This window comes from Microbacterium sp. A94, assembly GCF_051842855.1.
Lineage (GTDB): Bacteria > Actinomycetota > Actinomycetes > Actinomycetales > Microbacteriaceae > Microbacterium.
Map to the genome: position 1 here is coordinate 195,123 of NZ_JBPXMU010000001.1, position 13,736 is coordinate 208,858.

At 66.0% G+C, this 13,736-nt stretch carries 11 protein-coding genes; 7 read left to right on the forward strand and 4 right to left on the reverse strand.

Annotation, left to right across the window (positions count from 1 at the left end; genetic code table 11):
- Positions 1 to 122: 122 nt before the first annotated feature.
- Positions 123 to 1,193, forward strand: a complete 1,071-nt coding sequence (locus tag ACSU1L_RS01015) for an NAD(P)-binding domain-containing protein (protein ID WP_439255027.1) — start codon at positions 123 to 125, stop codon at positions 1,191 to 1,193.
- On the opposite strand, the gene ACSU1L_RS01020 is transcribed toward ACSU1L_RS01015, so the two are convergent.
- On the reverse strand, positions 1,180 to 2,190 hold the full coding sequence (locus ACSU1L_RS01020) for a DUF2804 domain-containing protein (protein WP_439254310.1): 1,011 nt from the start codon (positions 2,188 to 2,190) through the stop codon (positions 1,180 to 1,182). The genes ACSU1L_RS01015 and ACSU1L_RS01020 overlap by 14 nt on opposite strands.
- A 67-nt stretch (positions 2,191 to 2,257) precedes the next feature.
- On the opposite strand from ACSU1L_RS01020, the gene ACSU1L_RS01025 reads away from it, so the two are divergent.
- Both ACSU1L_RS01025 and ACSU1L_RS01030 read left to right on the forward strand, forming a co-directional pair.
- On the forward strand, positions 2,258 to 2,914 hold the full coding sequence (locus ACSU1L_RS01025; protein ID WP_439254311.1) for an SDR family oxidoreductase: 657 nt from the start codon (positions 2,258 to 2,260) through the stop codon (positions 2,912 to 2,914).
- Positions 2,915 to 2,916: 2 nt separating this feature from the next.
- Positions 2,917 to 4,125, forward strand: a complete 1,209-nt coding sequence (locus ACSU1L_RS01030) for a glycoside hydrolase family 3 N-terminal domain-containing protein (RefSeq protein WP_439255028.1) — start codon at positions 2,917 to 2,919, stop codon at positions 4,123 to 4,125.
- On the opposite strand, the gene ACSU1L_RS01035 is transcribed toward ACSU1L_RS01030, so the two are convergent.
- Genes ACSU1L_RS01035 through ACSU1L_RS01045 form a run of 3 tightly spaced genes read right to left on the reverse strand, consistent with a single transcriptional unit; the run spans position 4,029 to position 6,686 of the window.
- The gene (locus ACSU1L_RS01035; protein ID WP_439254312.1) at positions 4,029 to 4,976 is read right to left on the reverse strand and encodes a 3-methyladenine DNA glycosylase; all 948 of its coding nucleotides are present in this window, start codon (positions 4,974 to 4,976) and stop codon (positions 4,029 to 4,031) included. The genes ACSU1L_RS01030 and ACSU1L_RS01035 overlap by 97 nt on opposite strands.
- The gene (locus tag ACSU1L_RS01040) at positions 4,976 to 6,004 is read right to left on the reverse strand and encodes an App1 family protein (RefSeq protein ID WP_438255746.1); all 1,029 of its coding nucleotides are present in this window, start codon (positions 6,002 to 6,004) and stop codon (positions 4,976 to 4,978) included. Before ACSU1L_RS01040 ends, ACSU1L_RS01035 begins: the two co-directional genes overlap by 1 nt.
- A gap of 4 nt (positions 6,005 to 6,008) precedes the next feature.
- The gene (locus tag ACSU1L_RS01045) at positions 6,009 to 6,686 is read right to left on the reverse strand and encodes a DedA family protein (protein ID WP_438255747.1); all 678 of its coding nucleotides are present in this window, start codon (positions 6,684 to 6,686) and stop codon (positions 6,009 to 6,011) included.
- Positions 6,687 to 6,704: 18 nt separating this feature from the next.
- On the opposite strand from ACSU1L_RS01045, the gene ACSU1L_RS01050 reads away from it, so the two are divergent.
- From ACSU1L_RS01050 to ACSU1L_RS01065, 4 genes are all read left to right on the forward strand, one after another.
- Positions 6,705 to 8,030 (forward strand): anthranilate synthase component I family protein, encoded by a 1,326-nt coding sequence (locus ACSU1L_RS01050; protein ID WP_439254314.1) that lies wholly within the window; start codon positions 6,705 to 6,707, stop codon positions 8,028 to 8,030.
- A gap of 64 nt (positions 8,031 to 8,094) precedes the next feature.
- On the forward strand, positions 8,095 to 10,677 hold the full coding sequence (gene leuS / locus ACSU1L_RS01055) for a leucine--tRNA ligase (RefSeq protein ID WP_439254315.1): 2,583 nt from the start codon (positions 8,095 to 8,097) through the stop codon (positions 10,675 to 10,677).
- Between the two features lie 92 nt (positions 10,678 to 10,769).
- A complete protein-coding gene (locus ACSU1L_RS01060) occupies positions 10,770 to 11,375 on the forward strand; it encodes a helix-hairpin-helix domain-containing protein (protein ID WP_439254316.1) in 606 nt (201 codons plus the stop codon).
- A complete protein-coding gene (locus ACSU1L_RS01065) occupies positions 11,372 to 13,708 on the forward strand; it encodes a ComEC/Rec2 family competence protein (RefSeq protein ID WP_439254318.1) in 2,337 nt (778 codons plus the stop codon). The genes ACSU1L_RS01060 and ACSU1L_RS01065 overlap by 4 nt, the downstream gene beginning before the upstream one ends.
- The last annotated feature ends 28 nt before the right edge of the window (positions 13,709 to 13,736 follow it).

Sequence of the window (13,736 nt, forward strand, 5' to 3'; positions counted from 1 at the left end):
TGAACGGGGCAACTTGAAAAGAATACAACATCTGAAGCGTCGTTAGCCAATTGAGCGGGCGGCCGGGTGTTTCGACCCGCGTATGCGGGAACATCGGCACGAGTGTATGCGTTGTGATGGATATGGAGATCACGGAGAGCATCGTCATCGGAGCAGGCCAGGCGGGCCTGTCGACCTCCTATCATCTGAAGCGGTTGGGCATCGATCACCTCGTTCTCGATGCGAACGACGCTCCGGGAGGGGCCTGGCAGCATCGCTGGGATGCGTTGACGATGAACGACGTACACGGGGTCGCCGAGCTTCCCGGAGCTGAAGCACCGACACGCGGCATGCAACGCGCGAACGTCGCGGTGCCAGCATCCTTCTCAGACTACGAACGAGACCATGCGCTTCCGGTGCTCAGGCCGGTGAAGATCGACCGGGTAACCGATGACGACGGTCTGCTGGTCGTGCACGCGGGTGATCGCCACTGGCACACCAGAACGCTCGTCAATGCGACAGGCACCTGGACACAGCCGTTCCTGCCTCACTATCCGGGGGTGGAGACCTTCGTCGGGGAACAACTGCACACCGTCGATTACCCGGGGCCGGCCCACTTCGCCGGCAAAAGCGTCCTCGTCGTCGGCGGTGGTGCCTCCGCCGTGCAGTTCCTCGGCGCACTCGCGCCCGTGACGGAAACTCTCTGGGTCACCCGCCGCGAGCCGGTGTGGCGCGATGACGACTTCACACCCGAGGCCGGCGCCGCAGCGGTTGCCCTCGTCGAAAAGCGGGTCGCCCAGGGCCTGCCGCCGCAGAGCGTCGTCGGAGTCACCGGTCTCATGCTGCGTCCTCAGGAGCGCGAAGCCGAACGCCTCGGCGCTTATGCCCGCCGACGCCCGATGTTCGAGCGGATCGAGCCGGACGGTGTGCGATGGTCTGACAGGTCGTTCGAGGAGGTCGATGTGATCCTGTGGGCCACCGGTTTCCGCCCGGCGATCGCCCATCTCGCGCCCCTGCGTCTGCGCAGTGCAGCAGGCGGCATCCAGCTCGACCGCAACGGACGGGGCACGACAGCCGTCGCCGACCCCCGCATCCAACTCGTCGGTTACGGTCCTTCAGCCAGCACGATCGGCGCGAACCGTGCCGGACGCAGCGCTGCCACGGGCGTGCAACGGTCGCTCAAACGTGCCGCAGAACTCATCACCACCGGTTGAGGACGTCCTCGGCGAAGCCCTCGATCCCATCGACCGAGACGCGCTCATCGGTGGAATCCAGCACCCAGCCGCTCCATGTTCCGAACAGCTGATCGGTACGCGTCGAGATGACCAGCACGTTCGTCCGCGAATGCTTGTTGTAAAACGGCGTGAACGTCAGATCCGCCCGCTTGCCGTGGATGTGCCACGGCTTCATCCAGTCGGATGAGTCGTAGTCCCAGACCAGCTCTTCGCTGATCTTCGAGAGCGTTCCGTCGACGACGACGGCGTTCTCGGTCGCCCCTGATCCATCGGTCCATTTCGAGCCGAGCTGCAGGCCGATCACTCGACCGTCGACGATTCCGCTGCCAGACGCCCAGTTCCACCACACCTGGTACGGCCAGCGTCCACGCCCATGATCGAGAACAGCCCAGCTGCCCTCTGGCACGTTGAGCGCTGTGCCATCGACGGTGAGAGTGCCGTGCGCGGGCCGCGCGGCATCCTTGACCGTGTACTGGAACCGACGGGTGCTGCCGCCGCGCCGCCACGGCACGACGACGCCGAGCGACTCATGTCCGGCCGGACGATCGGCGATGATGTCGAAAGACACCCGTGGTGTTGTGCCGCGCAGTCGGGTGCCACCATCGATCTCGTCGATGTCGAGCGTCACCTTCTTGGTGCGTGCTCGGGCAGGACCATCGCCGAGGGATGCCGGCAGTGTGGCGCTGCGTCCGCCGGGGGAGAGCACCGTGGTGTCGATCGCCTCACCTGTGGCACGGTCGTACACCCACACCGAATGCAACGACAGGTAGTCGATGCAGGAGACGGTGAGCGCGATGATGTGCTTTGGGGTCATGACGCTCCAGTACTCCCAGCGCTTATTGCGCCCCCACTGGCCGCGGCCGGGAATCCCCGATGTGTCATGCAGCGGCGTGCGCGTCCACCCCAGGGCGGCGTGGTTCAGCCCGCCGTTCTCCGCGGTGAGCGATACCCGCTGCGTGATCTCGCGCTCGATCATGACTGCTCCTATCGGGGCCGGTGAATGCTCCCGTGATTCTATGCGGCATCAGCGTTAGCCTGGACGCATGTCTCGTGTCATCGTCTTCGGCGGCCACGGCCGCATCGCCCTTCTGCTCGCACCCCTGCTCGTGGATCGCGGTGACCACGTGACCGCGGTCATCCGCAACCCGGACCACGCGGCCGACGTCGAAGCCACCGGGGCCACCGCCGTGGTCGCAGACGTCGAAACCGCGGATGTCGGAGCCCTCGCCGAGATCATCCGTGGGCATGACGCGGTGGTCTGGTCTGCGGGTGCGGGCGGGGGAAACCCCGACCGCACCTACGCCGTCGACCGCGATGCCGCGATCAGTTCGATGGATGCTGCCGCGCGCGCCGGCGTTGCCCGCTATGTGATGGTCTCGTGGATCGGGTCCACGGCGGATCACGGTGTGCCGGAGGATGACTCATTCTTCGCCTACGCCGATGCGAAATGGGCCGCTGATGAGCACCTGCGCGCGACCGATCTCGAAGGCACGATCCTCGGGCCAGGCGCTCTCACCTTCGATGAACCGACCGGGCGGATCGAGTTGGATGCCCAGGGCAGCGGTGCCGTGGCGCGCGCCGATGTCGCAGCTGTCATCGCTGCCACGCTGACGGAGCCACTGACGATCGGACGCACAATCCGCTTCGGCAACGGCACACCGGAATCATCCGAACCCATTGCGCTCGCGCTCGCGCGGTGAGCATGCGCCGCCGCCATCCATTCGTCCTGGCTGCCGTCGTCGTGGCCATGACGGCCGCTGTCACCACCGGGCCCGCTATCGCCGCACCCACCGCGACCGCACCCACCGCGACCGGCCAGCCGACTCTTGTGCACCCTGCCGATGCCCCGGAGACATCGGCCGCCACACAACGGCTCGTGGCCGAGATGACAACCTCCGAGCGAGCCGCAAGCATCGTGATGGGGCACATCTCCTCGCAGAACCCCGCCGAGTTGTCGGGGTGCATGGAGCAGACCGGCATCGGCGGATTCATCCTCATGGGAGCGAATGTGCCGGGGTCGGAGGCCGAACTGCAGCGAGTATCCGCGGCGCTCGCAACCGATTCGTCCCTGCCGGGCCCGCTCATCGCCATCGATCAGGAGGGCGGGATCGTCTCCCGGCTACCCTGGGACCAATTTCCCGCTTCGACCACCCTCAAGGAACGCCCGGCCGCGGAGGTCGCTGCCTCTTTCGCTGCTCGTGGATCACTCGTCGCCCGAGCAGGAGCAAATGTGAACTTCGGCATCGTCGCCGACACCACATCGGAGCGTACATCGTTCATCTTCGGCCGCGCTCTCGGAGCCGATCCGGCGAGCGCTGCCGAACGCGTCGCGGCAGCCGTGACGGCGGAGGAGCAGTTCGCCGCCTCCACACTCAAACATTTCCCCGGGCATGGCGCCGCCCCGGGCGATTCGCACGAGCTGATCCCCAGCACGGATAAGACGCTTGATGAGTGGCGGCAGTCGGACGCGGTGCCGTTCGTTGCCGGAATCGAGGCCGGAGCTTCGCTGCTGATGTTCGGGCATCTGTCGTACACAGCAGTCGATTCGGCACCGGCATCGCTTTCTCCCCGGTGGCACGAGATCGCCCGCGACGACCTCGGTTTCGACGGCGTGATCGTCACCGACGACCTAGGCATGCTGCAATCCACCGGGATCCCCGAATACGCCGATCCGATTGCCAACGCGGTGGCTGCAGTGGCCGCCGGCAACGACCTCGTCCTGTCGATCGCGCACACGACTCCGGAGACCGCATCCGAACTCACCGCCGGGATCACGACCGCGGTCGAGTCCGGATCCCTTTCTGCCGAACGGCTTCAGGATGCTGCAGAGCGCGTGATGACGCTGCGGCTGGAGCTGGCAGCATCCGGTGCTGTCTGGGCGCCGTGCGCGGACTGTGAACCGGCATCCTGACCCAGCCACGCTGACAGCATCCGCTCGCGCAGCGCCTGACCGCGTTCGGCGAAGCCGCGCTGTCGACGCACATAATCGGCCTTGCCCTCTGCCGTCTCGATCGGCACGGGCGTAACATCCCAGTCGGACAGGTCGTAGGGGGCGGCTTCCATATCGAGCAGCCGGATGTCGCGGGCCAGTTCGAAGGTGTCGAGCAGCACTTCACCGGGGATCAGCGGTCCGAGCTTCATTGCCCACTTGTACAGGTCCATACCGGCATGCAGACACCCCGGCTGTTCCCGTTCCGGCTGATCGGCGCGGCTCAGTACCTGACGGTTAAGCGGTACGGCCTCGGGGGTGAAGAAGCGGAACGCGTCGAAGTGCGTGCAGCGCAACTCGTGCGATTCGACAACCGCGTCAGTACCGGCCCGGCCGAGGCGCAGCGGTACTGCATGCCGATGCTCGTCGGCGCGATAAACCATTGCCCACTCGTGCAGTCCGAAGCAGCCGAACTGTCCGGGGCGTGCGGCCGTGCGGCGCAGCATCCGCTCGGTGAGAGAAGCCAACTGCTGTTTCTCGCGAGCGAAGGCCCCGGCATCGGGAACGACGGAATCTGTGCGCGTGCCGGGCGCGTACCAGCGCCATCCGGCCCGCTCGGGTGCATTGTCGAGCTGGACGTCGGCTCCGGGATGCCAGCGCCGTAGTTGCGCGGGTGCATACGAGTAATAGGTGAAGAGAAAATCCCATACCGGATGCTTCTCGCCGCGCGAGGCACGTTCGCGGTGTGCAGCGGTCAAAGCATCCGCACGTTCCTGGTGCTGGCGTTCGCGCTGCTGCCACCTCGTGCGGTCGAGCGACACGGTGGGAGGCATCAGTGCAGGATGCCGCGCTCGGTCAGCCGCTCGCGGAGCCCGGCGCCGTCGGATGCCGCCACCCACAGCACGGTGTCCTCGGAATGGTCATCGGATGCGGCCCGACCACCGGCGAGCATGGCCTCGGTGGCGGAGAGCTGACGAATGGCGACGCCGGCGACCAGATCAGGGTGCTCCTGCATGAACTCGGTGTAGATCGACTCATCGTGCTGCCCGTCATCGCCGATCAGCAGCCAGCGCACGTTCGGGAACTCTTCGGCGAGTCGGCGCAGATTGGTGAGCTTGTGCTCGCGTCCGCTGCGGAACCAGCGATCGTGCGTCGGACCCCAGTCGGTGAGCAGCATCGAGCCACGGGGGAACAGATGCCGGTTCATGAACCGGCTGAGTGTGGGGGCGACATTCCATGCGCCGGTGGACAGGTAGATCATGGGGGAGCCCGGATGCTGGCGCACCAGCTGTTCGAGCAGCACAGCCATACCGGGGACAGGAAGACGAGCATGCTCGTCGATGACGAAGGAGTTCCAGGCGGCGATGAAGGGCCGAGGCAGCGCAGTGACCATGACCGTGTCATCCACGTCGGAGAGCACACCGAACGTCACGTCGTCAGCCACGATGAACGCGCTGGCTTCGACGGGCTCCTGATTCTCCACTGCCACGGTGAAGCTCTGCCAGCCCGGTTGCAGATCCGCGTTGATCACGGTGTCGATGACACCACCGCGATCGGCGATCACTTCATGAGTGCGTCCGCCGATCATGACGCGCACCGTGGCGAAGCTGACCGGAATACCCACGAAGCTGCGCCACCCGCGCACACTCGCGTACTCGCCGTTCTCGGTGCGGCGCTGCGGGGGAACGATCAGCACACGACCGACGACGCGCACCCAGCCGCTGCCGCCGTAGCCGGCGAAGGGTTGAATCGTCGCGGTGCGTCCACGCCGTCTCGCCCTGCTCTCGCGCCAGCTGTGCAGGCGGTGCTCCAGGCGGGCGAACCAGTGAATCCTGGTCTTGGTGGGGCTGTCTTCGGACATCGTTTCAGTCTTTCATGTTCGACGCGGCATTCTCGCCGTCGTCTGTGCTGCGCATATGCCGATCTTCCCAGCGGGTCAGCAGCTTCTTGCCGAAGAAGACCACCAGCAGAAAAAGCACGATGATTCCCACGAACACGTAACCGGCGAAGTGCACCCGGTCCACGAGCTCACGGAAGCTGCCGGCAGCCAGAGAGCTGACCGTCACATATGCCGTTGCCCAGATGAGGCATGCCGGTGCCGTCCAAGCGAGGAAACGACGGTACGAGTAGGTACTCATGCCCACTGTGAGGGGGACGAGGGAGTGCAGGACCGGGAGGAAGCGCGAGATGAAGATTGCAATGCCGCCCCGCCGCGCCAGATATTGCTCGGCCCGCATCCAATGCCGTTCGCCGACCTTCGTCCCGATCCAGGAATGGCGAATGCGTGGCCCCAGCCAACGTCCGAGCCAGAAGCCGATGCTCTCGCCGATCAACGCTCCCGCCACCACGACGAGCACCATCGCCACTGCTTCGGCCACCCCTTCGACGCCCATGGACGCGATGATCACGATGGTGTCACCCGGGACGATCAAGCCGATCAGGATGCTGGTCTCCAACATGACAGCGATACCGGCGATCAGTGTGCGGGCAATCGGGTCGACTGCCTGTACAGCATCGAGAAGCCATTGGAGGAAGTCGTCCACGCACACGAGAATACGTGCTTGATCGAGCCTTACGCTGAGAGGGTGCCGCACCTCTCGCCGCTGGAACTTCGACGTCTGGATTCTTCCCTCGATGTCGTCGGTGCGTTCCGTGCGCTCGCCGCGGAGTTTACCGACGTGTTCTGGCTGGATGCCGGAGACGGAGCAACCCAGGGCTGGAGTGTTCTCGGTACCGGAGATGTCGATGCGCAGGGGCCGGGGAACGTGCTGATCGACGCGGACCCCGCAGTGCTCGCCGCGCCGGCAGACGCTCCGCCGTTTCGCGGTGGCTGGGTCGGATGGCTGGACTTCGAATCAGGGGCGGCGGCTGCCGGTGCAACAGCGGCCGGCTCCGAGGTCGGACCCGCCTGGATACGCGTGCGCGCCGCCATTGCCATTCATCACCCGACCGGCGCGGTATGGATGCTGGGGGCAGACCCGGTGCTCGAGCGCTGTGTGCAGGTGAAGGCCGGCGCAGCATCCGCGGCAGCATCCGACCGAACCGTCGCCGTCGCACGGCACACGCCGGAGGAGTACGAGAGTCTCATCGAGCAGTGCCGCGCCGTAATCCGCGCCGGAGATGCCTACCAGTTGTGCCTGACGACACGGTTCATCGTGCCGGGCCGGCACGATCCGCTGGAGACCTACCTGCGGCTGCGGAGCGCGACCCCCGCCCACCACGGCGGATTCGTGCGGATCGGTGACACAGCACTGCTCAGCGCCAGTCCGGAGACTTTTCTGCGTGCATCCGGCGGCCACATCCAGACCCGGCCGATCAAGGGGACGCGTCCGCGCGGGGTCACACCTGCAGAAGATGCGGCGCTCGCCGCAGAGCTCCTCGACAGTCCCAAAGAACGCGCCGAGAACGTCATGATCGTCGACCTCATGCGCAACGACCTGTCCCGTGTCTGCGTTCCGGGTTCGATACAGGTCGACGAACTATGGAAGATCGAGTCCTATCCGGCCGTTCATCAGCTGGTGTCCACGGTCACCGGGAAGGCCAGCAGCGGTCTCACGGTGAACGAGCTGTGGGCGGCAGCCTTTCCGGCCGGCAGCATGACCGGAGCGCCGAAGCTGTCGGCGATGACCGTGCTGCACGAGCTCGAGGGCCACCGGCCGCGGGGCGTGTACAGCGGATGCTTCGGCTACGTCGGTGTTGACGGAGCAGTTGATCTGGCGATGGTCATCCGCAGCATCGTGATCACAGCGGAGGACGCCGTTATCGGCGCGGGTGGCGGCATCACCTGGGGCTCGGTGGCTGTTGCCGAAGTCGATGAGGTCGCGACGAAGGCACGGGCGCCGTTGACGGCTCTGGGCGCGGAACTTCCGGAAGCGTGGCGCCGGTAGGGATCGGATATCCTGGAAGTTCCTGACTTTTTGCGCAGTCCGCTTCTATGTGATTGGCCGTTCGTTGTCTGAAAATCTGTCCCCCTCCACCGAGGCCGCCGACGAGTCGCTGTCGGTGCACGCTGTCCAAGCCAAGTGGCAGAAGTACTGGGCGGATAACGACACGTTCCTCGCGGGCGGTGAAGAAGACACCAGGCCGCGCAAGTTCGTGCTGGCGATGTTCCCGTATCCCTCCGGTGACCTGCACATGGGGCACGCCGAGAACTACCTGTACTCCGACATCGTCGCGCGCTTCTGGCGGCACCGCGGACACAACGTTCTGAACCCGATCGGGTGGGACTCCTTCGGGCTTCCCGCGGAGAACGCCGCTATCCGCCGCGGGGCCGACCCGCGCGAGTGGACGTACCAGAACATCGATCAGCAGAAGGTGGGCTTCAAGGCCTACGGCGTATCGTTCGACTGGTCGCGCGAGCTGCACACCTCCGACCCGGAGTACTACCACTGGAACCAGTGGCTGTTCCTGAAGCTGCACGAGCGGGGGCTCGCCTACCGCAAGAAGAGCCCGGTCAACTGGTGCCCGAACGACCAGACTGTGCTGGCGAACGAGCAGGTCGTCGATGGTCGCTGCGAGCGCTGCGGCACCGAGGTCATCAAGAAGAAGCTCACGCAGTGGTACTTCAAGATCACCGACTACGCAGACCGCCTGCTGGATGATCTGAACCAGCTCGAGGGTCGCTGGCCGCACAAGGTGCTGCAGATGCAGCGCAACTGGATCGGGCGCTCGATCGGTGCCGATGTCGACTTCGTCATCGAGGGCCGCGAGGAGCCGGTGACGGTGTTCTCGACGCGTCCGGACACCCTGCACGGTGCAACGTTCTTCGTGGTGGCACCGGATGCCGAGCTGGCTGCAGAGCTGGTCGCCGATGCGTCGCCGGATGTGAAGACGGCTTTCCAGGAGTACCTCGCGAAGGTGCAGAAGACCACCGATATCGATCGTCAGGCCACGGATCGGCCGAAGACGGGTGTCTTCCTCGAGCGTTATGCGATCAACCCCGTCAACGGTGAGAAGCTGCCGGTCTGGGCGGCGGACTACGTGCTGGCCGACTACGGTCACGGCGCCGTGATGGCTGTTCCCGCACACGATCAGCGCGACCTCGACTTCGCTCGCGCATTCGATCTGCCAGTCAAGGTCGTTGTCGACACGACGGCTCCGATCACCGGTGCGATGCCGGTGATCGAGGTTGACGAGGATGGCGTTCCGATTGACACGGGCGCTGCGAGTCTCGACGACCAGCATCCATCGGTCACGGGTGTCGCGCTCACGGGCGAGGGACGCATGATCAACTCGGGCGAGCTGAACGGACTGTCCAAGCGCAACGCCGTCGCACGCGCCATCGAGCAGCTCGAAGCCAACGGCAATGGTCGTGCGGCCAAGAACTACCGTCTGCGCGACTGGCTGATCTCCCGGCAGCGCTTCTGGGGCACACCGATCCCGATGCTGCATCACGAAGACGGCCACGTCACGCCGGTGCCAGAAGATCAGCTGCCGGTGAAGCTGCCCAGCGTCGCCGGACTCGACCTCACGCCCAAGGGGACGTCCCCCCTGGGTGCTGCAGAATCCTGGGTGCAGACCGTCGACCCCGTCAGCGGTGACCCCGTGCTGCGCGATGCCGACACCATGGACACCTTCGTGGACAGCTCGTGGTACTTCTTGCGGTTCCTCTCGCCGAACAACGACAAGGTGGCGTTCGAGACGAGCGAGGCGGACCGCTGGGCGCCGGTCGACTCGTACATCGGCGGTGTCGAGCACGCGATTCTGCACCTGCTGTACGCACGCTTCATCACCAAGGTGCTGTTCGACATGGGGCTGATCGACTTCACTGAGCCGTTCAGCAGCCTGATCAACCAGGGCATGGTCATCCTCGATGGCGCGAAGATGTCCAAGAGCAAGGGCAACCTGGTGCTGTTCCAGGAAGAGCTCGACAAGCATGGTGCCGACGCTCTGCGTGTCGGCCTTGCGTTCGCCGGACCCGTGGAGGACGACAAGGACTGGGCCGACGTTTCGACGACCGGTGCGCAGAAGTTCCTCGCCCGTGCGCTGCGACTGAGCAACGATGTGGCGAGCCCCGTCGACGTGCTGTTCAAAGACGGCGATGCGGCGCTGCGCCGTGGCACCCACCACCTGCTGGCTGAGGCACCCGGGCTCGTCGAACAGACGAAATTCAACGTGCTCGTCGCACGCCTCATGGAGTTGGTGAACCTCACCCGCAAGACGATCGACTCCGGCGCCGGAGCCGCGGACCCCGCGGTTCGCGAAGCGGTGGAGACCATCGCGGTGATGCTCGATCTCATTGCGCCGCACACTGCGGAGGAGATGTGGGAAGCACTCGGGCACGAGCCGTCTGTGGGCCTGGTTACCTGGCGTCAAGCAGATCCGGCGTTGATGGTGGACGAGACGATCACCGCTGTGGTGCAGGTCGGCGGAAAGGTTCGTGCGCAGCTCGAGGTCTCGGCGAAGATCAGCGAGGCAGAGCTTGAGGCGCTGGCGCGAGCTGATGAACGTGTCATCCGCGCTATCGGCGACCGGGAGATCGTGAAGGTGATCGTCCGTGCGCCGAAGATCGTGAGCTTCGCCGTCAAGGGCTGAGTCTTTCTGCACACCCGCGCCGAGGCATGACTTCTCCACGGATGCCGTGATCGGCGCCGCCGCCTGGATGACGGTCTGCCTAACGTGGCGGAGTGTCAGCGACTGAATCGGCGACCGCTCGCCCCAGGGCATCTCGCCTGAAGCTGAGTATCGGCGCGGCCGTCGTGCTCGGGCTGGTCGTGCTGTCTGCTGCGGTCGGTCTCGGCATCGTGCGCGGGCAGACGCAGCCGGTGCAGACGGTGCAGACGGAAGTCGCAGGCGGCGAGGAGAGCGCGGTCGGCGGCGAGATATATGTGCATGTGCTCGGCCAGGTCGAAAATCCTGGGCTGTACCTGCTCGATGTCGACGCCCGCGTCGTGGATGCCCTGTCCGCAGCGGGCGGGACGCTGGATGATGCCGACCTGCAGGCGGTGAACCTGGCACGGCCGCTCAGCGACGGTGAGCAGCTGCTCGTGCCGGCCATCGGGGAACCTGTCGACACCGGCGGGGCAGCACAGCACAGCGATGGGTTGGTGAATCTCAACAGCGCCGATCAGGCGGCCTTGGAGGCGCTGCCCCGGATCGGACCGGCGCTGGCGCAGCGAATCATCGAGTGGCGCGAGAAGAACGGCCGCTTCCAGGCCGTGGAAGATCTGCTGGCGGTCTCCGGCATCGGGGAGAAGCTTCTGGCCGGGCTGCAAGATCTGGTGCGGGTGTGAACGGCAGCACGCGTGTGCGCGATCTTCGCCTCGTGCCGCTCGCGCTGGGCGTATGGGCTGCGGCGCTCGTCTGCGTCTTCGTGCCGGATGCCGCGGGCTGGTGCGTCGCGGCCGGCGTCGTGGTGGGCGCTGCCGTGCTGGGCGTGCTCGCGCGGCAGTCCGTGCGCGGCGTACGTTCGGCGTCGCGTCTGACGTCGATGGTCACAAGCGGGGGACTGATGGCAGTCGTGGCGCTGGCCATGGCTGCCGTGGCGATGACGGCCGGTTTCGCTGCACCGCAACGAGCCGAAGCCGAAGAACTCGACGGTCGTTTCATCGAGGTCGTCGCTGTGATCTCATCATCGTCGTCGATCGGAACCGATCAGCGGCTGTGGTTCGACGTGCAAACCTCGCGCGCGGGTGTTCCCGGTGATCCCGATCCGCTGGCGGTGCCGATGCGCGTCGGAGTCGATCCGGTATCCGGACTCGATCTGGGGGCGCTCGTTCGAATCGGTGGGCAGGCGAAAACGACCGATCCTGGCGAACGCGCGGCGCTGGTCATCTTCGGCACGCGGGCGGAGATCATCCAGCCAGCGAGCGGTGTGTTCGACGTCGCGGCGCAGGTACGAGAAGACTTCGTTGAGCGGGCCGTCGCACTGCCCGAACCCGGGGCGGGATTGCTGCCCGGGTTGGCGGTGGGCGATACCCGGGCAGTGTCCGAAGAGCTGAACGCAGCCATGCTGACATCGGGCCTCAGCCACTTGACCGCTGTGTCGGGCGCCAACTGTGCAATCGTGGTGGGTGCGGTCTTCTGGCTGGTGTCGCTCTGCGGCGGCGGCCGCACGCTGCGGGTGGTTCTGGCTCTGATCGCCCTTGCCGCGTTCGTGGTTCTCGTAACGCCCGAACCCAGCGTCATTCGCGCGGGCGTGATGGCGGGGCTGGCGATGCTCACGCTGCTGTGCGGGCGTCCGAGCGCCGGGGTGGGCGTGCTCTGCCTCGCGGCTGTGGCGATTCTCATCGCTGACCCGTGGCTGGCGGCGACGCCCGGGTTCGCGCTGTCTGCCGCGGCGACCGCCGCACTCATCGTGCTCGCGCCGCCCGTGTCGCGGGGGCTTGCCCAGTGGATGCCGGCGCCCCTGGCCCTGGCCATCGGCATCTCGTTGGCAGCCCAACTCGCCTGCGGCCCGATCATCGCGCTGTTCGCCGAGCAGCAGTCGATCGTCGGCATCCCCGCGAATCTGCTCGCTGGGCCCATGGCACCAATCGCTACCGTCATCGGCCTGCTGGCCTGTCTGGCCGCTCCCATTCCGCCGCTGGCCGATCTGTTCGCGGCGTTCGCCTGGTTGCCGGCCGCGTGGATCTCGACCACCGCGACGGTTTCGGCGAATGTACCGGGCGGAACCGTGCTCATCGTCCCGGGAATCGGGTCTGCGCTGCTCGTAACGATTCTCAGCGGTGCGTTGGGGGCGCTGCTATGCACGGGCGGGTTTGCGGCGATCCGCTGGGTGCGCGGAGCATCCATCGCGGTGCTCGTGATCATGGCGGCGCTGCTGGGATCTCGGATGCTGCTGACCGGGCCGCTGGCGGCAACGGCGGTTCCGGAGCGGTGGTCGATCGCCGCATGCGATATTGGTCAGGGCGATGCGCTCGTCATACGATCTGCCGGGCAGATTGCACTCATCGACACCGGCATGGACCCTGACCTGCTCTCAACGTGCCTCAATGCGCTGGCGGTCGACCGGATCAACCTGCTGGTCTTGACGCACTTCGACGCGGACCACGTCGGGGCGGTGTCAGTGATCGAGGGGCGTGTCGACACTGTTCTGCACGGACCCAGTGAATCGGCGGATCAGCGGGAACTGCTCGAACGCCTCGCTGGTGGCGGGGCGCGGCTGGTCTCCGCATCCACCGGGTTGCACGGCACGCTCGGATCAGCATCGTGGAAGGTGCTGTGGCCACGGAAGGACTCGGCAGCGTTCCCGGCAGGCAACGACGCCAGCGTTGTGATCGAATTCGACGGGGGAGACGTGCCGCGATCGATCTTCCTCGGCGACATCTCGGCGTTGCCGCAACGCATGCTCAGCCCGCAGCTGACTGGCCCCTACGCCGTGGTGAAGGTTGCGCACCATGGCAGTGCTGACCAGGATCCCGGCCTGTACGAGCGTCTGGGGGCTGCTGTGGCGATCTTCAGCGCCGGGGTGGACAATGACTACGGGCATCCGCGTGATGAGGCTCTTGACCTTGCTGAGGCTGCTGGCGCTCTCGTTGTACGCACGGACCTTCAGGGCCGCATCCTGATCGGACTCCGGGACGGAGAACTGTTGGTGTGGACGGAGCGGGAGAAGGGTTCCTAGCAGGCGCTGTGGCCTGGGGACGCTGGAG

What these genes read in the sequence shown, in the direction of transcription:
- ACSU1L_RS01015 (WP_439255027.1), top strand. Translation starts at nt 123, where the DNA reads ATGGAGATCACGGAGAGCATCGTCATCGGAGCAGGCCAGGCGGGCCTG.
- ACSU1L_RS01020 (WP_439254310.1), bottom strand. Translation starts at nt 2,190, where the DNA reads ATGATCGAGCGCGAGATCACGCAGCGGGTATCGCTCACCGCGGAGAAC.
- ACSU1L_RS01025 (WP_439254311.1), top strand. Translation starts at nt 2,258, where the DNA reads ATGTCTCGTGTCATCGTCTTCGGCGGCCACGGCCGCATCGCCCTTCTG.
- ACSU1L_RS01030 (WP_439255028.1), top strand. Translation starts at nt 2,917, where the DNA reads ATGCGCCGCCGCCATCCATTCGTCCTGGCTGCCGTCGTCGTGGCCATG.
- ACSU1L_RS01035 (WP_439254312.1), bottom strand. Translation starts at nt 4,976, where the DNA reads ATGCCTCCCACCGTGTCGCTCGACCGCACGAGGTGGCAGCAGCGCGAA.
- ACSU1L_RS01040 (WP_438255746.1), bottom strand. Translation starts at nt 6,004, where the DNA reads ATGTCCGAAGACAGCCCCACCAAGACCAGGATTCACTGGTTCGCCCGC.